At 35.1% G+C, this 23,499-nt stretch carries 15 protein-coding genes; 6 read left to right on the top strand and 9 right to left on the bottom strand.

What is annotated here, in order from left to right; genetic code table 11:
- Nucleotides 1-11: 11 nt before the first annotated feature.
- From C1638_RS03755 to C1638_RS03745, 3 genes are all read right to left on the bottom strand, one after another.
- The gene (locus C1638_RS03755; protein ID WP_109618312.1) at nt 12-572 is read right to left on the bottom strand and encodes a hypothetical protein; all 561 of its coding nucleotides are present in this window, start codon (nt 570-572) and stop codon (nt 12-14) included.
- 372 nt (nt 573-944) lie between these two features.
- Nucleotides 945-1,637 carry a LytR/AlgR family response regulator transcription factor gene (locus C1638_RS03750; protein ID WP_109618310.1) on the bottom strand — a complete coding sequence of 231 codons (693 nt, stop codon included), beginning with the start codon at nt 1,635-1,637 and terminating at the stop codon, nt 945-947.
- Nucleotides 1,630-2,694, bottom strand: a complete 1,065-nt coding sequence (locus C1638_RS03745; protein WP_109618308.1) for a sensor histidine kinase — start codon at nt 2,692-2,694, stop codon at nt 1,630-1,632. The genes C1638_RS03750 and C1638_RS03745 overlap by 8 nt, the downstream gene beginning before the upstream one ends.
- 182 nt (nt 2,695-2,876) lie before the next feature.
- Between C1638_RS03745 and C1638_RS03740 the strand changes: the two genes are divergently transcribed.
- The gene (locus C1638_RS03740) at nt 2,877-3,998 is read left to right on the top strand and encodes an acyltransferase family protein (RefSeq protein ID WP_109618306.1); all 1,122 of its coding nucleotides are present in this window, start codon (nt 2,877-2,879) and stop codon (nt 3,996-3,998) included.
- A gap of 167 nt (nt 3,999-4,165) precedes the next feature.
- Here the strand turns inward: C1638_RS03740 and C1638_RS03735 are convergent, their stop codons facing one another.
- Both C1638_RS03735 and bla read right to left on the bottom strand, forming a co-directional pair.
- Entirely contained in the window at nt 4,166-5,203 is a 1,038-nt protein-coding gene (locus C1638_RS03735) for a serine hydrolase domain-containing protein (protein ID WP_165826493.1), read from the bottom strand.
- Between the two features lie 4 nt (nt 5,204-5,207).
- Nucleotides 5,208-6,101 carry a class A beta-lactamase, subclass A2 gene (gene bla / locus C1638_RS03730; RefSeq protein ID WP_109618302.1) on the bottom strand — a complete coding sequence of 298 codons (894 nt, stop codon included), beginning with the start codon at nt 6,099-6,101 and terminating at the stop codon, nt 5,208-5,210.
- Between the two features lie 495 nt (nt 6,102-6,596).
- Between bla and C1638_RS03725 the strand changes: the two genes are divergently transcribed.
- Nucleotides 6,597-7,151 carry a hypothetical protein gene (locus C1638_RS03725; protein WP_109618300.1) on the top strand — a complete coding sequence of 185 codons (555 nt, stop codon included), beginning with the start codon at nt 6,597-6,599 and terminating at the stop codon, nt 7,149-7,151.
- Between the two features lie 86 nt (nt 7,152-7,237).
- Here C1638_RS03725 and C1638_RS03720 read toward each other — a convergent pair whose 3' ends face one another.
- The 3 genes from C1638_RS03720 to C1638_RS22240 all read right to left on the bottom strand — a co-directional run bounded on the left by C1638_RS03720 (nt 7,238) and on the right by C1638_RS22240 (nt 12,020).
- Nucleotides 7,238-8,701 carry a RagB/SusD family nutrient uptake outer membrane protein gene (locus tag C1638_RS03720; protein WP_109618298.1) on the bottom strand — a complete coding sequence of 488 codons (1,464 nt, stop codon included), beginning with the start codon at nt 8,699-8,701 and terminating at the stop codon, nt 7,238-7,240.
- 8 nt (nt 8,702-8,709) lie between these two features.
- A complete protein-coding gene (locus C1638_RS03715) occupies nt 8,710-11,664 on the bottom strand; it encodes a SusC/RagA family TonB-linked outer membrane protein (protein WP_109618296.1) in 2,955 nt (984 codons plus the stop codon).
- A 200-nt stretch (nt 11,665-11,864) separates the two neighbouring features.
- Nucleotides 11,865-12,020, bottom strand: a complete 156-nt coding sequence (locus tag C1638_RS22240; protein WP_165826492.1) for a hypothetical protein — start codon at nt 12,018-12,020, stop codon at nt 11,865-11,867.
- A gap of 525 nt (nt 12,021-12,545) precedes the next feature.
- Here C1638_RS22240 and C1638_RS03710 point away from each other — a divergent pair.
- Nucleotides 12,546-14,051, top strand: a complete 1,506-nt coding sequence (locus C1638_RS03710) for an amidohydrolase family protein (RefSeq protein ID WP_228428012.1) — start codon at nt 12,546-12,548, stop codon at nt 14,049-14,051.
- Nucleotides 14,052-14,195: 144 nt separating this feature from the next.
- On the opposite strand, the gene C1638_RS03705 is transcribed toward C1638_RS03710, so the two are convergent.
- Nucleotides 14,196-15,764: a serine hydrolase gene (locus tag C1638_RS03705; RefSeq protein ID WP_109618292.1), complete on the bottom strand. Its 1,569-nt coding sequence runs from the start codon at nt 15,762-15,764 to the stop codon at nt 14,196-14,198.
- 304 nt (nt 15,765-16,068) lie between these two features.
- Between C1638_RS03705 and C1638_RS03700 the strand changes: the two genes are divergently transcribed.
- From C1638_RS03700 to C1638_RS03690, 3 genes are all read left to right on the top strand, one after another.
- Nucleotides 16,069-18,027 carry a KUP/HAK/KT family potassium transporter gene (locus tag C1638_RS03700; protein ID WP_109618290.1) on the top strand — a complete coding sequence of 653 codons (1,959 nt, stop codon included), beginning with the start codon at nt 16,069-16,071 and terminating at the stop codon, nt 18,025-18,027.
- 803 nt (nt 18,028-18,830) lie between these two features.
- On the top strand, nt 18,831-20,012 hold the full coding sequence (locus tag C1638_RS03695) for an autotransporter outer membrane beta-barrel domain-containing protein (protein ID WP_123838328.1): 1,182 nt from the start codon (nt 18,831-18,833) through the stop codon (nt 20,010-20,012).
- A 19-nt stretch (nt 20,013-20,031) separates the two neighbouring features.
- Nucleotides 20,032-23,475: an RCC1 domain-containing protein gene (locus C1638_RS03690; RefSeq protein ID WP_109618286.1), complete on the top strand. Its 3,444-nt coding sequence runs from the start codon at nt 20,032-20,034 to the stop codon at nt 23,473-23,475.
- The last annotated feature ends 24 nt before the right edge of the window (nt 23,476-23,499 follow it).

Raw genomic sequence — 23,499 nt, 5'->3', positions numbered from 1 at the left:
TTAAATTATAATTATTTTCTTGCTTTTTTCTTGCTCCCACCAGATGCGGGGGTAGCAGTAGAAGCTGTATTAGTACCTTTTGTAGCCGTACCTTGGTTAATGGTAGCGGGCTTGTCATACATAGAATACTTACCGTTGGTTCTTCCAAAAATCTTATCAACCTGTTTTTGTGTTAGAAACTGTGATTTTCCAACATATTTACGGTTTTTGTTGATGTATTGGATGAATTGTACGGTTGGTTGACCGTAGTTCTTTTCATAATGAAGCTCAATAATATCATTGGGAAGCTCCAATACTACATTTTCATCAGGAACAGTGATAAACCCGTCCAGAATAAGTTTATATAGTCCTGCAACGTCTCCATTCAGGTTTTGAAAAGAAAAAGATCTGATCGTATTCAGGTTGCTGGTGTTCAGGTCTTGGTAGTTGACCGTAAATTTGTCTTCTTTTTTGTATAAACCAACAGAGTTATCTTTGCCGATTTCCACCAAACTTTCATTTTTCAACACTTTAATCTGAGAGAAAACTGAAATACTGAACATACATGTAATAAGTAGAATTATTTTTCTCATAAGATGAATTTTAATGTTTTATAAATTGGTGCACATAAATTTACTAATAAAAATGCTAAAAAGCAATTTTATTCATTTACACAAAAGTAATACTTTTTTTTAATATCTATAAGATAGTAAAGATTGATTAAAGAGTGAGTTTTTAAAATTTAATTGTTTGTTAATCAATGTTTTGAATATTTTTGTATTAGAATATTTCCACTTAGATGTATGGAAAGTTTTTAAATGTAATGTCTTGAAAAACAGTTTGAAAAAAGATTTTTGTAAGGGTGAAATAAAAAAATATTTAAAGAAATATTAAAAAATGATGAACTGAAAATAGTTAAATACTAAATATGTTCTAATAATTAATTATAAGTTATTAATAAACAATTATAATAACTTATTTTTTAATATACTAGATGTAAAAGTATCAAATTCTTGTTTATAGCTTCGTCCGACCGGAATCTGATGATTTCCCAGAAGAACTTCATTATTATTGTAAGCAGAAACGAATTCTATATTGATAATAAAAGATCTGTGTATCCTTACAAAACCCTTTGATGCCAAAGCAGATTCCAGTTCTGTTATTTTACTCTTTGAGATAAAGCTCACATTGGATGTCATTGTTACTTTAATATCATTTCCCTGGCTTTCTATATAAACAATTTCTGAAAGGGCGAGTTTCCGATGCATTCCCTCTGTTTTTAGAATAATAAAATCATCTTTGGAAGTAGCGTTTCTGAGTATACGCTCTACAGATTTGAAAAAGCGTTCAAAAGTAATAGGTTTCAAAAGATAATCTATGGCCTCCAGTTCGAAACCTTCAATGGCAAAATCACGATAAGCGGTTGTGAAAATAGTTTTTGGTTTCTGAGAAAGGGATCTTAAAAAATCAATTCCGTTTAAGTGTGGCATATGAATGTCAAGGAACATCAGATCCACGGCCTGGTTCTGAAGTAATTTATAGGCCTCCATGGCATTTTCCGCTTTTCCAACCAGTTTAAAATGGTCAATCTTGGAAATGTGGTTTTCCAGTAATGTTGCTGCCAAAGGTTCGTCATCTACAATGATGCAATTAATCATAGTGTGCAGGAGTGATTATTTCAACGTTAAAAATATTGTTTTCCTGTGAAATATTGAAGATAAAATGTTCTTGATAGTGATACTGCAGCTGCCTTTTTACATTTTGTAATCCAATTCCTCTTTCATTGCTGTTTTCATTACTCTCAAAAGTATTTTCAATTTTAAAAATAGACTTCTTGTTATTGGTTTCTACTGCTATTTTTATTTCTGTTTGCGCTGAACTTTTTCCGGCACCATGCTTAAAGGCATTTTCTACGAGGGTAAGATAAAGCAATGGTGGGATGGAACCAGAGGTTTTTATATTGATCAGTTTTGTTACTTTCAATCTTTTATCCGGATACCGTAGACTTTCCAAGGCAATATAGTTATCAATAATAGTAAGTTCGTCAGCAATAGGAACCCATTTTTTTTGGCCTTTGTATAAAATGTAATCCAAAATATCCGAAAGCTGGCTGATGGATTGGGATGTCTTTTCAGAATTAGTGATCGAAAGCGAATAAATGTTATTTAATGTATTGAACAAAAAATGAGGATTAAGCTGGGATTTAAGAGATTTTAATTCCAGTTCTGTCTTTTCCTTTTGCAGTTTTATGGTATTTTCCTTTTCATCCTTATACCGTATGAAAAACATGATCGAGATAAAGATAAAAGCTCCACTGATAATCGGGAATGTATAATGCAGTAAAAGATACTGAATGTCTGTAAAGATACTTATAAGGCTATCTTTGGTTTCATTGATGAAAAAAGGTTCGGCCATATAAACAATAAAAACCCTGTTGATCACCGAAATAGCATACAGGCTTGCTATAAGTGCGATAGAAAATTCAACATACTTTTTTCGGTCAAAAAAATGACGAATCAAGATATAGTAGATAAAATTGGCTCCTATAATCTGAAAAATCCAATGGCAGAAATTGTAAATAACCAATTCCTTAAGGATACCATCACTATATTCACCATAGGATCTTGCAATTCCAAACAAAAATAAAGCAACCCAGAAGAATAGCTGGAAGTATAAAGTTTGTCTAAAATCTGTTCCTGTTCCGGTTTTCATCATCTTCAAAAATAGGAAAACTTCAAATAAAGTGTATAAATATGGAGTAAAGAACAACAAAATAATGACCAATAACAACGACTAGCATGCAGACTGCATATTTTACCATTGACATTGGATGGGCTGCTTTCTGTATCTCTATTTAAAAAATATAAAGAGATCTAATAATATTTGCAGTAAAAAATATGAGAACAGAACGCCCTGAAAGGCTTTACGGATTGGATCATCTGAGAGCTTTAGCCATTTTACTGGTTTTATTATATCATTATCGTGCCTTTAAACATCCTGGTTGGGTTGAAACTGTTGGGAAGTTTGGCTGGACGGGTGTTGATCTGTTTTTTGTTTTAAGTGGTTTCCTTATTTCGAGTCAGCTGTTTAGAGAGATTGAAAGTCGAGGAGCAATCAGTTTGAAAACATTTTATATCAAACGATTTTTTAGGATCATACCTTCTTATCTTTTTACTGTTTTCCTTTATTTTACCATTCCTTTTTTCAGAGAAAGAGAAGCATTGCCTCCTTTATGGAAGTTTGTTACATTTACTCAGAATTATGGGTTAGATGTCATTGATCAGGGAACATTTTCCCATGCGTGGTCTTTGTGTATTGAAGAACAGTTTTATCTTATACTTCCTTTACTGCTCTTCGTTTTAATGCCCACAAAACTGTTTAAATATCTTGCTGTTTTAATTGTTTCTCTCATTGCCTTTTCGATGATGCTAAGGTGGGTAACCTGGAATGAAACTATTGCTGTTTTGGATAATAATTCTTTGGAATTCTGGCGTTTGTGGTACATGAAAATATACTATCCGACTCATACAAGGCTGGATGGACTTGGAGTTGGTGTTTTGATTGGGTATTTAATGCAATATTCTTCGCTTTTTAAAAATAGCGTTCATCGCCAAGGAAATAAGCTTTTTCTTTTGGGAGTAGTATTGTTGGGAATTTCCTTTTGGGTTTGCAATGAACAGGCTTCAAAGAATGCTTCTGTATTTGGGTTCACGTTGGTGGCTATTAGCTACGGAATGATCGTTATGTCTGCTATTTCAGAATCTTCATTTCTTTCGCGGAAGAAACTTTATATTACCTCACAATTGGCAGCTTTGTCCTATGCTATTTACCTTTCACATAAAGGGATTATTCATATTGTTCAGAATATTTTTGACCGTTTTGATATTCAGACTTCGGATGGTATATGTTTGATTGTCTGTTTTCTAGCATGTATTGCAGGTGGTTTAGTGTATAGGTTTGTGATTGAAAAGCCCTTTACAGTGATTAAGTCAAAAGTATTGAAAGATCATTTTCTGTAATTTATTCAAAGATTTGTTTTTGGATCAACGCAAAGGCGCAAGAAAATCATTGATTTTCAGCAGGGATTGTAGAAATGTAGTAAAATAAGAATATTTAAGATAAGGAAAAGGCAGCCCTAAGATAGGAACTGCCTTTTTATATTGTTGTTTCTGATCTATTGTCAGAACTATTTTGAAGTAATACTTTTCAGAACAGTATTTTTGATGGCAGCTTCTTTAAAACTCCAATGTTCACTACTTTTTGGCATTTGATTTTCAAGAACAATCAAACTGGTATCTGTGGATGGAAAGTATACATTGAGGCATGTAAATCCGTCTCCAAGACCTGTCACGGCATAATAATCAAGACCTGCTTCTTTGATGAACCTGATGTTGTATCCAAATCCCATGCTTTCTTTTCCAAAAACATTATGTTGAGAGGTTGTAGAAGGGGTAAGAATCAGCTTTTGAAATTTTGGAGAAAGAAGTTTTCCTTTAAATAAGGCATCATCCCATTTTGCAAGATCCTGAACGGTGGAAATAACTCCTGCAGCAGGGGCAATGTCCTCGTTTAAAAAAGAATTTTCAACTTTCTTGAACTGATTATTATCACTCATATAACCCGGAACAAGAGATTGCTTGTTTTTAGTATTATAAATAAATGTTTTCTCCATTTTCAGCTTTTTGAAAAGAGAACTTGCAAGTTCTGTAAAACTTTTACCGGTGGTATTTTGAAGAATTTCACCTAAAAGCATGTAGGATAAGTTACCGTATTTGAATTGTGAGCCGGCTTTGAATGCAACGGGTTTATCCAGATCTACAATTCCGTGTGTATGGTTCAGAAGATGGTGTATGGTTACTGAATCTGCCCAGGATTGGGTAATGGTAGGTAAATATTTTTTAATAGGTGTCTGAAGATCAACCTTTCCTTGTTCTGCTGCCTGTAAAATTAAAACAGCGGTAACTTGTTTTGAATTCGACATGACTTCAAACTGATCATCGGTTTTTAAAGCAATTTTCTTTTCAAAATCCTTATAACCATTGGCTTTCAGGTATTTTGTTTTTCCATTTTGAGAAACGAAAACAACACCATTAAATTTCAATGGAGTAGAAGCGGTTATTATGCTGTCTATTTTATGAGAATATTGATTATTTTTTTGTGCTTTTGTATTGATGGATAGTAGTGTAGAAATAGTTAATGCGAAAAATAATTTTGTTTTGATCATGGGTTTATTTTTTGTTGTAATAATCATAGGTTGCCTTGGAGATATCTGCAATGATGGCTTCTGCATTTTCAAACTTTTCGTAGGTATCGTGTACAAAAACGGCAATGTATATTCTTTTTTTATCTGAAAGTTCAATGATCCCGAAATCATTTATAGCGCCTGTCATTCCAGATTCATTGGTAAAGGAAGTTCCTGTGCGATGGGCTATTTTAATGCTTTTGGGAAGATGGGCCTTAAGTCTTTTGGCACCTGATGCGTTATTAAGCATAGCGGTGTACAACCACTTTGTATGTTCTTTGTTCAGAAGTTTTCCATTGTAGAATTTTTCAAGTAATCTGGTGGCTTCGTTGGGTGTTATTGTATTGATAAATTGCGAATCCCAATCCTTGTGCATATCTTCTTCATTATTTTTAATGACGAAATTTTTACTGTTAATGAATTTTTGAACAGGTTCAGGCCCACCTATTAATCGTAGAAGGATATCTGTTAGATTATTATCACTGTAGGAAACCATCCATTTCATTGTTTCTTCTAAGGTCAGTTCAATATTACCTTCAGGATGTTCTTTTTGAAATGGGCTCCATGTGTTTTCCAAAAGTTCATCCTTTTTGATATAAATCTTTTGTTGTAAAGAAAGTTCACCTTTTTCTACCTTATGAAGAATGGCTAAGGCAATGTGGAACTTTACAGTACTCAGCATGGGATAAAACTTATTTCCATTAATCTGTACGACCTCTTTCTGGGGAACCTCCATAATGGATACTCCTACATCTGCTTTCTTGTTTGCAATGATGGACTCAATGATCTTTTTTAATTCCGGATTAGTATGGGTTTGTGAAAAAAGGGGTAGGCTTAAAAGTAGGATAAACAGGGTGAAAATAATTTTTCTTGACTTCATTTTGTGTATGGCTATTTACAGTGATTTTTGATTTCAAATATATGTATTTCCTATTCTTCTTTTAATGGTTCTTCGGTATTTTTATGAATAAATTTTGAATATAGATTTGATTTGTTTTTAATGGTAAATTAATTAATCATAGTTATAAACTTATTAAGCCAATGTTTAATAGTAGTTTCAGAATAATTAACCATGAAAATTCTATATGCTAATACGAAAAGCATTTATTAAGCGTTATGAATATAGTTGTGGCTATAAATTTTGTAGCTGTAAAGTCAATAGATATTGAGAAAAGAGATTTCTATTGATAATCAAGATTGTATAAAATGACATCATTTCAAATAAATGGTGTCATTTGTTTTTTGTGAACAACCTATAACCACAGATGTTTTATAAATTTAATTGCTTTATGGATAATCTTTTTTTATAAATTGATCAAACTTTCTTGAGGATCGTTTACTATTTTCATTATGCATAAATTTATGATCATATTCTATGAGAAATAGACCGTTGTCAGTTGTTTTTTGGTTGAATTCATTCTACCTTTCGTTTTTATATTTTCGATTATTTTGGCTTTCGGATGGAAAGGAAACGGAGGAACTTCTGACTTATAAATACATGTTGTATTCGGTTTTTCTGGTATATCCTTTATTTATTTTTGCTTCCTATATTTTCTCTAAGGAATTTAAAGCAAACATTCTGCTGAAAGGTCTTATTGGGCTTCTGCTTCTTTCAGGGCCGGTTCTGTATTTTTATACTTTCGATCTTTTTGAACAAAAAGAACTTTTTTACGGATACGTGATTACATTGATTCAGTGCCTTATTCAGTCATTCAGGGTAAAGGATGAAGAAATGATTGCACGAATTGCCAGTGTTTTTGCTGTAAAGCTGTTGCTATGGTTTGTAGTCTTACTGTTGTCGATGTTTTCGCTTACATTTTACTCAGACAGGGATATCCTGATGAATATGCTGTTTGGTGGTTTCTATTATTTCTGTGTTGGAATTCTTGATATTTTGATTGTCCGATACAGGTTTCTCACTGAAAAATAACCAGATTTAAATAAAAAGACACCATTTGTATTGAAATGGTGTCTTACTTGAAATATATTAAAATTGTAATTTTTGCTAATTTTTATCTATTCATTCTGTTTGATTTGTGGGTTATTATTAATCTCTTTATTCGGTATTTGGAACCTGAATTTATCCGGTGTCAGGTTAAATCTTCCAAAAGTATGGTTCGTTCCTGTATATACTCTTTCTAAAGGAGTATTGAGTCTTTTCATATCAAACCAAGTGTAGCCTTCACCCCAAAGTTCAATTCTTTTTTGTAGGATGATTTCATTAATCAGTTCATTTCCTGTTTTTGAAGATAGGGTATAGGCCTTATCTCTTTTGGAGGCAATTTCAAATAATACCTGCTTAGCTTCTGCTTCTCTTCCTTGTCTTGCAAAGGCTTCTGCTTGTACATAATATAAAGAAGAGGCTCTGATGTAAATATAATCCCCCTCAAAAAGACTAGGATCCTTAAACTTCCAGCTTACATAGGCAGGATAGTTTTTTGTTTTTCCGTTAAATGTATACTTGGCTCCCTGACTTCCATTGAATACTTTTTTACGATAATCTGTTTCCGGAATGGCTTCATACAGACGCTTATCTATCAATTTGTAGATTTGGGCAGCTCCGGCATATCCTTCATTGGTATTATCAAACATCGAGAAGAAAGAAGCATAATAGTTTCCGATACTCATCGTAGAAATGGTATTATGGAATCCCCAAATAACTTCAGGATTATTGATGGTGGAAAATCCTGTAGATGTGTATTCATTTTCTGTCATCAGAGCAACACCCTGTTTACTTTCCTCAGCGTACTTTCCTGCTTTAGTATAGTCTCCGGTTTGTAAAAATACCTCAGAAGCAATGGCTTTTGCAGTTCTTTGATCTATCTGGGCTCTGGACGGACGTGCAAAGCTATCCAATAGTACAATAGATTCTTCTATGTCCTTGGCAATCTGTGTGTATACCTCGGATACTGTTGATCTTGGAAGTCCCTGATTAGGATTGCTGCTTGTAAGAACAAGTGGCACTCCCGGTTCCGACTGGTGTCCTTTATAATCATGGGCGTAAAAGCGAACGAGATAAAAGTAGGAATAGGCTCTTAAGGCAAGAAGTTGTCCTTTAATGGCTCTATTTTTAGAACTATTATCATTTTTTAAATCATCAAGAAGCTTATTAATTACAAATATCCTTGCATAAAAAGTGGTCCAAACGATCTCTGAGGCAGAATTACTGGCATTGGTGGCGTCATAATTATAGAACATTCCCAAGTGCTGGTTTTTAGCTTGTATCACATCATTAGACATCAGGTCTGCACCTGCTTTTATAGCCATAATTCCAAAGTCAGAATGAAGAGTTGTCCCTCCGGCTCCGTTGCTTCGAAGATCCAGATAGATCCCGCCCAGGATTTTTTCAGGTTTAGATTGATCGTCATTCAGCTGTTCACCAGAAATATCACTTTCCGGTAAAGTATTCAGATCATTGGCACAGCTGTTGGTAAGGAGGCCGATACCTATGGCTGCTATAAAGTATTTTATTGTTTTCATAATTTCTTTTAAAATGTTAGTTTAAAGCCAAGGGAAACACTTGATAAGAGAGAGTATTTGTATGGATCAGATACTCCAGTTAAGGAAGCTCTTGGATCATATCCCTTTCTTTTAGACCATAGATAAAGATTGTTTCCTGTCAAATAAATCTTTAATCCTGATAAGCCCGCCTGTTGAGCAAAACCATCCGGAAGCTGATATCCTAATGTAACATCCTGAAGACTGATATAATCTGATTTTATCAGATAAAGTGTTGAGTTTTCGTTCTGGCTAGTAGAAGTCAGGTCAACACGGGGTAAGGCTGCATTTGGATTTTCCGGTGTCCAGGTTTTATCGAGATCAGTTGTGTAATTAGAACCGTAAGTATTAGAATGGAATAAGCTTCTGTAAATATCATCATAACCATATCCGCCAAACTGGTAGGCGAAATTAACGGCCAGACTGAATCTCTTGTAGGTAATATCCGTTCCAAATCCACCATATACTTTTGGAATTGCTGATTTTCCTGTATTATAATCGGTTGCTTCCTTATAATTGTTGGTAATGGTTTTCTCTGCCTGTTGAGTAGTAGGATTGATGGAAGTACGATACCATAAAGCGTCTCCATTCTTAGGATTTACTCCTGCAAACTCTTTTAAGTAATAGGTATATCTGTCTCCACCCTCAGCTAAGATGAATAACCCTGTTACAAGTCCTGTGTTTCTTTGTTCAGCAGGAAGCTTTGTGATTTTGTTTTTATAATGAGTGGCATTGGCATAAACATTCCATTGAAGTTGTTCTGTATGAACCAAATCTACATTAATGTTAGCCTGAACTCCTCTGTTGGTCATGTCCCCGATATTCCCATACTTCACATAAGAACCCGCATTGGATATAGGCAAAGGAAGCGTATAGATCATATCTGATACTTTTCTCTCAAAATAATCAGCATTTAAGTTGATTCTGTTGTTCAAAAGAGAAAGTTCAAAACCGGCATTCAGGTTTTTAGAGGTTTCCCATTTTAAATCTTTATTTCCTTGTTTTTTAAGAGACAGAACCGGTTTGTCATCTCCAAAATTATTGATTCCATAAATATCCTGATAAGCATAGTAGTCTCTTGTGGTACTATCCAGAAGGATGTTGTCATTTCCCTGCTGCCCATAAGAAACCTTTAATTTTAAATTGTTAATTACAGTGTTGTCTCTAAGGAAATTCTCTTTAGTAACGTTCCAAGCCACACCTAGTCCATAAAAATTACCCCATCTGCTCTCCGGAGAAAAAACAGAAGAACCATCTCTACGAATATTGGCATTAAAGAAATACTTACCATCATAATTATAAAGTAACCTGGAGAAATATCCTTCCACAGCATATTCATAGCCATTTCCTGAGAGGTCTGTGATCTTTACAGCATTATCAAAAGACAATGAATTAGGTAATAAAAGCTGTTGTTTTGTTCCGGAGAATCCTTCACTTTTTATCTTGTTTAATTCATGACCAATAAGAATATTAAAGCTGTGCTTATCCAGTTTCTTTTGATAGGTAAGCAATTGCTGGTGATTCAAAGTATATTTAAATATAGATCCCTTAGAAATATTTCCTCCCACAGATGAAGAAGTTCCTCCTTCTGTATTTCCAAACTGAAGATTCTTTAAGTTTTCAAGATAGGCTCCAAAATTATAAGTGAAATCTAACCCCTTAACAATTTCATAGTTTAAACCCAGATTGATATTGGCAATATTGCTGGTGGTTTGAGACTTATCTTTTTGTAGGTTCCCTACAGGGTTTTCAAAAACGGCATAGGATCTTGTAGCGCCATTGGGACCTTGTCCGTCACCATAATCGTATAAGGGATTTCCGCCAGCATCATACAACATCTGATAATTGTCGTTCCTAAGGAAAACAGGATAAAAAGGAGATATATTTCTGGCAAACTGAAACGGGTTAGAAAAACCACCTGTTTCTCCAAAGTTCTGTTGGCTATAAGTATAAGACAGAGCACTTGTTAATTTCAGCTTTGGAGTGATCGTATAATCCAGATTAGACCTTATTCCGAATCTTTCAAATCCTGAGGAAATAAGATAGCCCTTGTCATCCAGATAATTAAGTGATGTATAAGATTTCAGTTGCTCACTACTAGCATTAATTCCCACGGTAGCTTCTCTCCTTAATGCAGGTTTGAAAAGTAACTTTTTCCAGTCATCTTGATACAATAACTGAGCATCTGGATTAAAGGATCCGTCCTGTCTTATTAATTTACTAAAAGGAACATTGTATACATTGTATCCCAGACCATTTAGTGCTTTAAGTGCCTCTTCATGGGGTGTATTGACTGATGGAGTTGCTCCTGGTTGGGTTAACCTTGCAATCTCTCCAATTCTTGCTCTGTTGTAATACGCAGTATAATAATCCTGAGGAGAAGTATACACTGAATAATCCTCAATGGATCTGAAATTGACTCCGGTTTTTACATCCGCTTCAATATGCAGCCCTTTGTTTTTACCTCTCTTGGTATTCACAATAATAACTCCATTGGCTCCTCTGGAACCATATAATGCATTGGAAGAAGCATCCTCAAGAAAAGAAATACTCTCAATATCAGAGGAAGAAATACTGTTCAGATCTCCGTTGTAAGGAATACCATCCAAGACAATTAAAGGATCACTGGAAGCATTGATAGAACCAATTCCTCTCATTCTTATCGTAGGCTGGGAGCCGGGTTGTCCGGAAGAAATTACCTGTACACCGGCAACCTTACCTCCAATTCCCTGAAGAACATTTCCATTTTGAAGATTAGACAGGTCTTTCGTCTTTAGAGACTGTACCGATCCTGTTATTTCTTCTTTTTTCTGCTTCCCAAAGGCTACCACCACCACTTCCTTGATGGAGGTCTCCTGAGAAAGACTGTCTTTTTTCTGTGCAAAGCCATATTCTGCGAATAAGAGCACGGCCAGTACACCAAGTTTGCATTGTTTTTTTCTCATTATATTAATCTTAGGTTTAAAAAATTGAATGTGTGTATTGCTATTGATCTTCCCCATTAGGAAAAATAGATCCCCTGCCTCCTTTTTCAGGGAGGTGATAGAAAGAAAATGTTAAAATAGAGGAGGTGTACCCGGATTAAATAGGCCTTGAGCTTATCGGGCTTTAATTCCTACAATAATGTGCATATTTCTTCGAGGATTTATGGCATCATCATTTTACACATCATAGATCCAAAACACATGTCCTTAGAATTGATATTGTGTTTTGAAAGACCATTTTCTGTACAACATTGAAGTTGAACAGACGCTTTAGCCACGATAGTGTATAGGTAAGAATTAAAGTCATTCTTATTCATGAGAATAGAGTTTATTTTTTTTAACTGGGTCAAAATTATTTATTTATTCGTGAACCCCCGCAAATAGGGCATATGAGAAATATCATATAAGTCTACTAATTTAGTAGGGTAATTGAAAAAATGAAGCATTTTAATAATTTATGATATATTAATTTGTTGATTGTCAATATTTTGCATTGTTAGTTGGAAATGTTCATAAAATTTCAAAAAAATTGATTTTAACAGATGAATAAAAATTAATAATATTAGTCTATTGATTTTATGGACTTTTTACGTATTTTGTTGCCCAATAAATTATAAGGGAGCTTTATCCCGCTATCCACTTATACTCCTCACGCCCATGCAGAAAGCTGCTGCCTGTTGCGGGGTAACCGTTACTATCGGGGCTAGGAGAAGCTTATGGATTACAAATAATGTTGTTGTTATATGTTTTTCAGATTGAAATTCTTTTACAAAAAAAAATAATTATATTTTTGAATAGCTGTATTTACAAAGCTTTTTGTTAAATGCAAGCTCAATACTATTATGAAAAAATACTTTACTTATATTTTACTATTGGGGTTTCCTTTGTTAGGGGCTCAAAATAGATCAATTGAAAATTCCGGTTATCAACAGAACTGGACGTTATTAGAGAAAGAAAATGAAGCCATGGCTTTTGATGCCGATATAAAATTATCTGATGCTGAAATAATATTGGATAAAAAACTATTTCAGCTAAGAAATGACTTCCTTGATGAAACGAAAAAGAAAAAAGTACCAATATATAACCGTTCTTTTAATGAAATAAAGCCATTAATAGAAGACAGTAAACTATTTAGTCTCTTTCAAACCATGCCGAAAGGCGGTCTTTTGCATACCCATAGCGGAGGTCTGGCAGATGCTAAATGGGTGATTGAAGCAGCAAGAAAATACAAAGAATGTTATGTTTATGATCAGGAAGATACTAAAGAATTCATTTTTGGTCAGATGGCTTTTTTCGAAAATGGAAAAGTTCCAAAAGGATTTGTAAATCTTAATCAGAAACTCACTTCAAACCCTAAGTTTGAAAAGGAATTAACAGACCTTCTTATCCTAAAACGGGATAACCTGTGTTCCTATACAGATTATTGGATAGAGTTTGAGAAACGTTTTCAAAGAATTAATCTGCTTTTACCTTACCGTCCCTTTTTCAAAGAATACTATTTAAAAGGCTTTCAGGATCTGGCAAAGGATAAAGTGCAGCATGTAGAAATCAGATATATTTTTGAAGAGCTCTACGATTTTCAGCATGGAAAATATCCTTTAAAAACTTCAATCACAGACTTACGGGATCTTGTTAAAGAAATGCACCAGTCGAACCCTGAGTTTAGCTTGAAATTAATTTACTCAAGCTTTAAGTTTTTCGATAAGGAAAGAATTGAAAAAGAACTGGAAACAGCTATCAAACTCAAGAAAGAATTTCCGGATATGATCTCAGGTTTTGATCTTGTTGCTGATGAGGCCGCAGGAAAAAGTATTAATTTCTTTCAGGACAATTGGGTAAAACTCAATGAACTCAATAAAAAGTATGGGGTAGAACTGCCACTTTTTCTTCATGCAGGCGAAAGTAATTCTGTCTTTAATAAAAACGTTCTGGATATTGCATTACTGAACAATCAGAGAATTGGACATGGCCTTAATCTGATCTATTTTCCAAAAACAATGGAGCTGATCAAAAAGCAAGATAAACTGGTTGAGGTAAGTCCTATTAGTAATCAGGTTTTAGGATACGTGAGTGATTTAAGAAATCATCCTGCCAGAGTTTTGATGAGTAATGGGATACAATGCTCCATTAGCAGTGATGATCCGTCTGTGTATGGGTACAATGGCCTTAGCTATGATTTTTGGGTAGCTTTTGTATACTGGGAACTGGATGTAAAAGCACTGAAAAAACTTGTTTTCAATTCAATTAATTATTCTTCTTTAAATAAAAATGAGAAAAAAAATGCAGTAGAGCATTTGAATAAGGAGTGGAACGATTTTATCCAGCAAGCCAATAAGAAATTAAACTAATATTAGAAACCTAGATGTTTTTATGATAAGAAAATTGTTGTAATAATAACGGATAGACCTATAAAAAATAAGGTGAGTTACTAAACTCACCTTATTTTTTATCTGCAAACTTTACAATATTAGTTTTCTTTATTTGAATTGTGTTTAATTTTTTATTCTTTGTAAATTCAAGTCCTGGAAGTCGAAGCTAAAGTCTATATTGGGAGAAATTCCTTTCATTTTTATGCTTTGAGCTTTTCCATCTTCATCTAAATTAAACATGGCAAAGGCATCACAGTTCATATCTTTATAATCCCATTTAATAGCAAAAGTATTTGCTTTATAAAAACTCATGGGACCATTTAGCTTTGGTGAACGATACGATTTAAACCACAATTGATTTCCTTTTAAGAAGATTTCAATTTTTCCAAACCATTTATCTTCATATACCCCAATTAAATCCTCGTTTTTTAGGGTCGTATTTTTTGCTTTACTTACCGTTTCCCAAACCTTTTTAGTGACATCATCTCCGGATTCTTTTTGAGACTTAAAATAAGCGGCATACTTATCTACCCAGCCAAAATCATTAAGTCCTAAATAGCTGTCAATAATGGTTTGGCTAACCGATGAGAAAACACCGGAACCCCCATTTTCTGTGTTCGTAAGAATAATAATACCCAAATTTAAATCAGGAATCATAGTAACAATAGAAAGCATTCCGGGTAGGCCACCAGTGTGAGAAACACTCAAATTTCCTTTCATATCAGATAAATTCCAGCCTAAACCATACCCATTGAAATGTTGGTTATACCTCGGGTTAGGATTAATCTGGTCAACAGTATGGATGGTCCACATTTCATTTTGTCTTTCTTTGGTAAAAAGCTGTTTGTCTAAACCTGAACCATATTTACCCTTGTTTAGCTGAACAAGCATCCATTTGGACATGTCATCAACATTGGAGACTATTCCTCCCGCAGCACCATTTACCATGGCTCCATATAAAGATATTTTTTTAATACTACCAGATTCTGAGGAATGCGGAGAAGCCATTAAGCTAATATCTTTTACCTGGCTTATAGAGCTAAAAGAATTTTGCATTTGCAATGGTTCCATAATACGTTTTTGAACAAAAGCTTCCCAACTCATTCCACTTACTCTTGCAATCACTTCACCCGCCACCAGATACAATTGATTGTCATAATTAAATTGGGTTCGGAAACCAGAAACAGGTGCGAAATGCTGAAATGATTTTATTACATCCTTAATGGTAAAGTCTGTACCATCAGGAAACATCATTAAGTCCCCAGCTCCTAAACCAAGCCCACTACGGTGACACAATAAATCTTCTATCGTAAAGTTTTCTGTTACATAATCATTGTACATTTTAAATTCAGGGATGTATTTTTTAACATGATCATCCCAGGAAAGTTTTCCTTCATCTACTAAAATGGATAAAGCAGCTGTTGTAAAAGCCTTGCTGTTGGAGGCAATTTCAAAGTTCGTATGCTCATCAATAAGTGATTTTGTATCTATTGATTTTACACCATAGCCTTTTTTGTGAACTACTTTCCCATCCTTTACAATGGCTACAGCTGCTCCTGCAACATGGAACTTTTCTATTGCGTTGTTAACAAGAACATCAACTTCTTTAGAGGTTATTTGGCCGGATAAATTGCTGCTTGCAAATAATGTAGTAATGGTAATGATGAATAGAGACAATTTTATTTTTGTCATAATGGATTATTTTATATCATGGTTTTATTTTCCACTAAACCTCACGATTTGAGATGGGTGGATATTAGCAGAACCAAAGCTATCGATTAATAATCTAACTTCAAAATACTAAATCAACTTTAAATTATGCATAAGAATTCGGTGAACGTAAGATATAAAAGCATTATTCTTACGGATACTAATATTTTTTACAAATCATTGTATAAAGCGGTTTTGGATTACTTTTAGAGACATGAATGAAAAAAAGATTTTCTATTCTCATTTCGACGCAAATTTTGATTTAATTTGCAAAAAAAACTAAAGTATGTCTGGACATAATTCCTCGGATTTTCATAAGAGGATTACACTTGCAGGATCGCTGATCGCAATCGGTATTGTATTCGGTGATATTGGGACTTCACCCCTGTATACGCTTAATGCCGTTTTTCATCATAAGGTCATCACAGAAGCCATTGCGCTTGGCAGTTTAAGCTGTATTTTTTGGACACTTGTTTTCCAGACCACCATCAAATATGTTCTCATTACTTTGCAGGCCGATAATAAAGGAGAGGGTGGTATCTTCTCCTTATATGCTCTGGTTAGGAGATACAGTGGGAAATGGCTCGTTTTTGTTGCAATGGCAGGAGGCGCCTTTCTGATGGCTGATGGTATTATTACGCCGCCTATGTCTGTTTCGTCAGCCGTGGAGGGAGTACAGGCCGTCGTCCCAGGATTTGATACGGTTCCCGTCATTGTAGGAATCTTGATTCTATTATTCATGTTTCAGCAATTTGGTACTGATAAAATAGGTAAAGTATTTGGTCCTGTAATGATCATCTGGTTTGGTTTTATTGGCGGAATAGGAGTGATGGCGATAGGAAGCAATTGGGAAGTCCTAAGAGCATTGAATCCTTACTACGCATACCAAATGCTGGTTAATGAACCCAAAGGATTTTGGTTATTAGGAAGTATTTTTCTTTGTACCACAGGAGCAGAGGCTTTATATAGCGACATGGGGCACTGTGGAAGAAATAACATCAGATTTACCTGGATCTTTATAAAAGTAGCACTCATCTTGTGCTATGCTGGCCAAACTACATGGCTTCTTGATCATGTAGGAGAGGAAGTAGGTGGTTTAAGTCCTTTCTATCAAATTGTTCCAAAGTCAATATTCTGGCTGGCTTTAGGAATTGCTACATTGGCCACAATCATAGCTTCTCAGGCGTTAATTAGTGGTTGCTTTACCCTTATCAACGAAGCCATAAGACTGAATATCTGGCCCAAACATATGGTGTTGTTTCCTAGTAATGTGAAAGGACAGCTTTATATTCCCGCAATTAATTGGTTTTTGATGTGTGGTTGTGTAGGAATGGTGCTCTACTTTAAAGAAAGCACAAAAATGGAAGCCGCATTTGGTTTAAGTGTTACGCTGACCATGCTGATGAGTACCATTTTGATTAATGCTTATTTGCGTATCAAAAGAGTTCCTTTTATTTTTAATATACTCATTACAGGAATTTTCTTAGCAATAGAATTAAGTTTCCTTTCTGCCAATCTTCTAAAAGTGAAAGAGGGTGGATGGATAACCATTATACTAGGGCTTTCTCTTTTTGCAGTGATGTACATTTGGTGGAGAGGAAGACAAATCAAGTCCAATATTCAGTCCTTTGTGAAGCTGTCTGAATATCTTCCGTTACTGACTAAACTGAGTACGGATGAAAATCTGCCAAAATATGCTACTAATCTAGTCTATCTCACTACTTCAGATTCAGAAAAAAAGATAGAAAAGACAGTAATGGATTCCATTTTAAAATTTGGTCTTCCAAAACGTGCCGATATTTATTGGTTTGTTCATGTTAATATTTTAGATGTACCCTATGGACAGGAGTATTCTGTAGATACGGTGATCAGAAATGATGTTTATTATATCCAACTGGATCTAGGATTCCGTGAAGACCCAAGAATTGGTTATTATTTCAAGCAGGTGGTTAATGATATGCTTGAAAATAATGAGGTAGATGCCGAAGAATCTTTTGAACAGGCATACCAACAAAACAAAATAGGGGATTTTAAATTTATGATCATGGATAGCTTCCTTTCTTATGATAACAGAATGCCATTTTGGAAAAACTTCATCATGAAAGGCTATTATAATTTACGCTATTTATCCGTAAAAGACTATATTAATTTTGGACTGGATAAGAGCCATATTGAAACAGAACAATATCCATTGGTTGTTGTTCCATTTGCAGAAAATAAGCTGGAGAGAAAGATTCAAATGTAAAATTGATTCTTAAAAGTTCAGAAAACTTACTAATATAAACTATAAAAAAAGCAGCTGTATTGAAAAATATAGTTGCTTTTTTACTTTCTATCCCATCTTTTCATACTTTCCATATTGTATATCATGGTTAGACAGGATAACTTTTCGTAAAGTACGAATACGGAGACGTTGAGGCAGAAGAGATACCACAAGCCGGACACATGGCTGACCATTTTTTGGCTCCTTAAAAATCAGCTTTTTATTTTAACCTTTAAAAATGTAATAATATCCACATAATGATAAAATTGCTATTATTTTTTATTAAGTATTTGATGTTTAATAAGAAAAATATACTTTTGTAGTCAATAACATAAAATCATAACTGATGATATTGTTATTACAAAAAACTAAAACTAAAAACAAAACCTGAAAACTAATTAAACCATGAAAATGAACCCAACTATACGGTATCTACTAATTCGTAACCATTAATTGTTTCCAACAATTTGAAATAACAGTAAGTCCTCAAAATTTCTTTAAAGCCACAAGTTGTATTTAACCAAAATATAGCTTATTTGATTATTTCCTCAAATCAGATGGAAGCAATACTAAACCATGAAAGCATGACAGGTATTCTGCTATCAATTAGAGAAAAAGGATGTGAGGAAGATTGCTGTTTTACCAGGTATGATACAACACTATTTTATCGACGAAAATAATTTTAAGATCAACGTTTATTCATTGATTAAAGCTTTTGTTTTTGTATGAATTCAATTTAAAAATCAGATAATATCATTATTAAACCATTTAATTTTTACACTATTATGACAAAAAAACTACTAATCGTTGCCTTTGCAGGCCTATCGAGTACTATGGCTTTTGCAGCCGATTTATATGTTAGAAATGGCGGAACAGGCGGAGCTTATTCTACGGTAAGTGCAGCCATCACAGCGGCTTCAGAAGGAGATCGTATTATCATTCAACCCAAAACAAATGGGGACCCTTATATAGAAAACCTCACGATCAATAAGTCGCTGACTTTTGTTTCAGAAACTAATTATAATAGATATTTCATTAAAGGAACCATTACCATCAATCCGGCTGTAGGGAGAGTGGTAACCATCAGTAATCTGACCTCTGGGAATTATACTATCAACGATATCACGGCTAGCGGACCTACGTCTGGAGGAAGAACAACCATCAATCTTTTGAACTGTGATTTGAATAATGTTTATACTAACCAAATCAATACTACCACCAATATTTCAGGTTGTACAGTTAGAGGAAGTATTAATTTTACCCATGGAAGAGTTACTGCTAACAAAGCACAGTTTATTGCCGTTTATGCTCTTTCTGTAGATACCAGCCCAGCCACATCTGACGTTGAGATTTATGGTAATGCTGTTGATAATGTGTTATCATACACACAAACAAGTTATGGTTTCAAAATCTATAATAATTTTTGCTCTCGTATCTCTGTTCATGGGATTAAAGCAGGCAGTTTTAACGAAATTATTAACAATACCGTTTATGACCCTAATATTGGTGATGTGGCTCCTTTGTACATTAGTTTAAATAGTAATACAATTACCGGAAATATTTCTATTATGAATAATGCTGTTTCTTTTGCAGTTGGTCAAACCAATGCTTGTATTCAAAATAACAGTACTAATGCGACTGTGACAGCCAGCTACAATGTATTTACTAATTCGTTTGTAACACAGGGTAATATAAACCAAAGCAACAATTCAGGATCTGTTAATATGAATTTTAACAATACGACCTATACTTTAACAGGTATGAATGAAAATGCGGGAAGTCCTGACATAAAATATACAGACTTAGATTTAACGAGAAACGATGCAGGACATTATGGAGGCTCTAACAGTTGGGCAAATTATTGGCCGGCAAATGTTGGCAATAAACCACAGATAAACTATCTGGTAACTCCAAGATCTATTAATGGTGGTACTTTGAATATTAACGGATCCGGTTTTTCTAAGTAATACTAAATGATATAACAATATGAAGAATTATATCTATAGTATCATCGCTTTGCTTATGGTCATATTGTGCCCTGCACAAGTGTTCGTAAGCCAGGCCGAATATTTCTGGGATACCGATCCTGGAGCCGGAAACGGTATTCCTGTATTGGCCACTGATGGAAATTTCAACAGTGCCTTTGAACAACTCACCAAAACGGGGATCGCCACACCGGGTAACGGCTTGCATAAATTCTCCATCCGTATTAAGGACAATACGGGTGTTTGGGGACCAGTTTTCACCAATGTTATTGATGTTCAGCAAAACCAGAGCTCTACGCTAATTGCTCTTGCACAAGCTGAATATTTTTGGGATACTGACCCGGGAGCCGGTAACGGAACTCCTGTATTGGCAGCTGATGGTAATTTCAATAGCGTTTTTGAAGAACTTACTAAAACAGGGATTACTACACCAGGCAACGGGTTGCACAAATTCTCTGTCCGTATCAAAGACAATACGGGTGTTTGGGGACCAGTTTTTACCAATGTTATTGATGTTCAGCAAAATCCAACATCTACGCTACTGGCACTTTCACAGGCTGAATATTTCTGGGATACCGATCCGGGAGCAGGAAACGGTACTCCAGTATTGGCTACCGATGGGAACTTTGACAGTTCTTTTGAGCAACTGACCAAAACAGGAATTGCTTCGCCATCTAGTGGCTTACACGTCTTTAATATCCGTATCAAAGACAATGCAGGTGTTTGGGGGCCTGTTTTTAAAAATGTTATTAATGTAGAAACTCCAACTCCTACAGGATGTTGGCAGAGTCTTAGTGTAGGAAATGGGTTTTCCGCAGGAATAAAAGCAGATGGAACCTTATGGATTTGGGGTAGCAATGCTTCTGGACAAATAGGAAACGGAACTACAGTTGATAGAAATACACCGATCCTAATAGGAACGGCAACAGATTGGAAAAGCGTTAGTATTGGCTTTAGCCACACTATAGCACTAAAAACAGATGGTACATTATGGGGCTGGGGTAGAAATGATTATGGGCAACTGGGAGATGGAACTACAATAGACAGAAAAGTACCTACCCAAATAGGAACTGCATCAGATTGGAAAAGTATCCATGTTTCATTCAATCAGACGTTTGCTATAAAAGCAGATGGAACACTCTGGAGTTGGGGATATAATTATTATGGGCAACTAGGTGATGGGACTACTACTAATAAGCTTGTGCCAGCTCAAATAGGAACAGCTACTAATTGGAAAAGTATAGAACCAGGTTCGCTGCATACTTTTGCTCTCAAAACAGATGGAACACTTTGGGGATGGGGATATAATTATTATGGCCAATTAGGAGATGGAACTCAAGTCAGTAGATTGTCTCCAGTTCAAATCGGAACAGCAACGGATTGGAAAAGTGCTGCTGCTGGTAGTTATCACTCAATCGCACTAAAAGCAAATGGGGCATTATGGGCTTGGGGAAGTAATACTTTTGGTGAGTTAGGTGACGGAACTATCATTAATAAAAGTTTACCTATACAAATAGGAACGGAAACAAACTGGAACAATATATCTGCTGGAAACGGTGTTACATTCGCCACAAAAACAAATGGAACATTATGGTCATGGGGTAACAATTCCAAAGGGTTATTAGGTAATGGTACAACTGGAAGTATTAATACTACGCTACCTACACAAGTAGGATCATCATCAGACAATATGCAGAGTTTTGTGGGGGAGAATCATGTTCTTGTAAAGACTATTGATGGATATTTAAAAGTTTGTGGAGAAAATTATTTTGGACAGCTAGGTAATGGTGCTAATAATAATATAAATTCGTTTATTTCTATTGCTTGTCCTACAATTTGCTCTCTTCCAACACAATTTTCAACAACAAATGTTACTTCAAAAACGGCTACTCTTAGCTGGACAGGATCAACTGGAGCTCCTAGTGGAGGCTATTCGTATCTTTATAGCACAAACTCAGTTCTTGGAGGTATAGAAGGAGTTACTCCTGCTGCTACAACCAATTTGACAAATTTATTACCGAACACTACATACTATTGGTGGGTGGCATCTAATTGTGGATCTGGTCAGGTTAATTGGATACCAGCAGGTTCCTTTACTACACTTCCTACAACTGAAACTGGCTGTTGGGAAAGTGTGAGTGTTGGTAATTATCATTCGATAGGAATCAAAACAGACGGAACGCTATGGACTTGGGGTAAAAATGGTGCTGGACAGTTAGGAGATGGAACTACAAATACGAGAACTACTCCAACACAACTAGGAACCGGAAAAAATTGGGTAAAAATAGCAGCCGGATACGCACACACTGTAGCCATTAAAGCTGACGGAACACTATGGAGTTGGGGATATAATGCAAGTGCGCAGGTGGGCGATGGAACCACAATTTCAAAAAATATTCCAACACAAATCGGAACCGCAACTGATTGGGCAAATATTGCTGCCGGGGATCATTATACAGTAGCGCTAAAATCAAATGGAACACTTTGGGCTTGGGGACTTAATATAGATGGCCAGCTAGGAGATGGAACAAAAATAAACAAAACTATCCCCATACAAATAGGAACAGCAAATGATTGGAAAACCATAGCTGCTGTTGTAAATCATACTATAGCCACTAAAAACGATGGAACACTGTGGACGTGGGGAAGTAATACGAATGGACAACTGGGAAATGGAACTAAAACGGAAAAACTTATTCCAACAAAAGTCGGAACAGCTACAAATTGGAAAAATGCTTCTGGTGGAGTTTCTCATACTATTGCCATCAAAACCGATGGTACACTTTGGACTTGGGGGGATAATTCCTCTGGACAATTAGGTGATGGAACTACAACGGATAAATTGAATCCAACACAAATCGGAACCGCAACAGATTGGCAGAGTGTGAAAGGGGACTATTATGGCTCTTCCATAGCAATCAAAACAGATGGGACTCTTTGGAGTTGGGGATATAATACCTATGGTCACCTAGGTGATGGTACAAAAGTTCCAAAAAATATTCCTACAAAAATAGGAACATCTACTGATAGAAAAATTGTTGCAGCAAATTCATTTAACACACTTGTAATAAGTACCAATGGATTTTTATCGGGCTGTGGTTTTAATGATTACGGTCAGATAGGAGATGGAATAACTGTTAATAGAACAATTTTTGTACCTGTTGGTTGTCCTACGAGTGCTGTTTTGAGAGTCGATGATGTTTCAACACAGTCGGATCAGCTGAAAGTGTATCCAAATCCGGTACAGAATGACTTAACGGTTTCTTTTGATCAAAAGATTCTTTCGGTAACGGTTTACAACGCTGCCGGGCAGCTGATAGTTACAAAAGCGATCAATGATACTAAAGGAACAATTGATTTTTCTGCTTTACCATCAGGAGTTTATTTGGTAAAAGTAAATGCAGCCAATGACTTCGTGAAAACGGTAAAAGTGATTAAGCGATAAGCATTAAAATTTTAATACAATATC

The sequence above is a fragment of the Chryseobacterium oncorhynchi genome, assembly GCF_002899895.1.
GTDB lineage: Bacteria > Bacteroidota > Bacteroidia > Flavobacteriales > Weeksellaceae > Chryseobacterium > Chryseobacterium oncorhynchi.
Note: the sequence above shows the minus strand (reverse complement) of the source record. Positions and strands in the feature narration are given on the sequence as shown.

Coding starts and splice junctions, on each gene's coding strand:
- C1638_RS03710 (WP_228428012.1), top strand. CDS start 12,546: ATGAAAAAATACTTTACTTATATTTTACTATTGGGGTTTCCTTTGTTA.
- C1638_RS03755 (WP_109618312.1), bottom strand. CDS start 572: ATGAGAAAAATAATTCTACTTATTACATGTATGTTCAGTATTTCAGTT.
- C1638_RS03715 (WP_109618296.1), bottom strand. CDS start 11,664: ATGAGAAAAAAACAATGCAAACTTGGTGTACTGGCCGTGCTCTTATTC.
- C1638_RS03705 (WP_109618292.1), bottom strand. CDS start 15,764: ATGACAAAAATAAAATTGTCTCTATTCATCATTACCATTACTACATTA.
- C1638_RS03735 (WP_165826493.1), bottom strand. CDS start 5,203: ATGATCAAAACAAAATTATTTTTCGCATTAACTATTTCTACACTACTA.
- C1638_RS22240 (WP_165826492.1), bottom strand. CDS start 12,020: ATGAATAAGAATGACTTTAATTCTTACCTATACACTATCGTGGCTAAA.
- C1638_RS03695 (WP_123838328.1), top strand. CDS start 18,831: ATGACAAAAAAACTACTAATCGTTGCCTTTGCAGGCCTATCGAGTACT.
- C1638_RS03690 (WP_109618286.1), top strand. CDS start 20,032: ATGAAGAATTATATCTATAGTATCATCGCTTTGCTTATGGTCATATTG.
- bla (WP_109618302.1), bottom strand. CDS start 6,101: ATGAAGTCAAGAAAAATTATTTTCACCCTGTTTATCCTACTTTTAAGC.
- C1638_RS03740 (WP_109618306.1), top strand. CDS start 2,877: ATGAGAACAGAACGCCCTGAAAGGCTTTACGGATTGGATCATCTGAGA.
- C1638_RS03745 (WP_109618308.1), bottom strand. CDS start 2,694: ATGATGAAAACCGGAACAGGAACAGATTTTAGACAAACTTTATACTTC.
- C1638_RS03700 (WP_109618290.1), top strand. CDS start 16,069: ATGTCTGGACATAATTCCTCGGATTTTCATAAGAGGATTACACTTGCA.
- C1638_RS03725 (WP_109618300.1), top strand. CDS start 6,597: ATGAGAAATAGACCGTTGTCAGTTGTTTTTTGGTTGAATTCATTCTAC.
- C1638_RS03720 (WP_109618298.1), bottom strand. CDS start 8,701: ATGAAAACAATAAAATACTTTATAGCAGCCATAGGTATCGGCCTCCTT.
- C1638_RS03750 (WP_109618310.1), bottom strand. CDS start 1,637: ATGATTAATTGCATCATTGTAGATGACGAACCTTTGGCAGCAACATTA.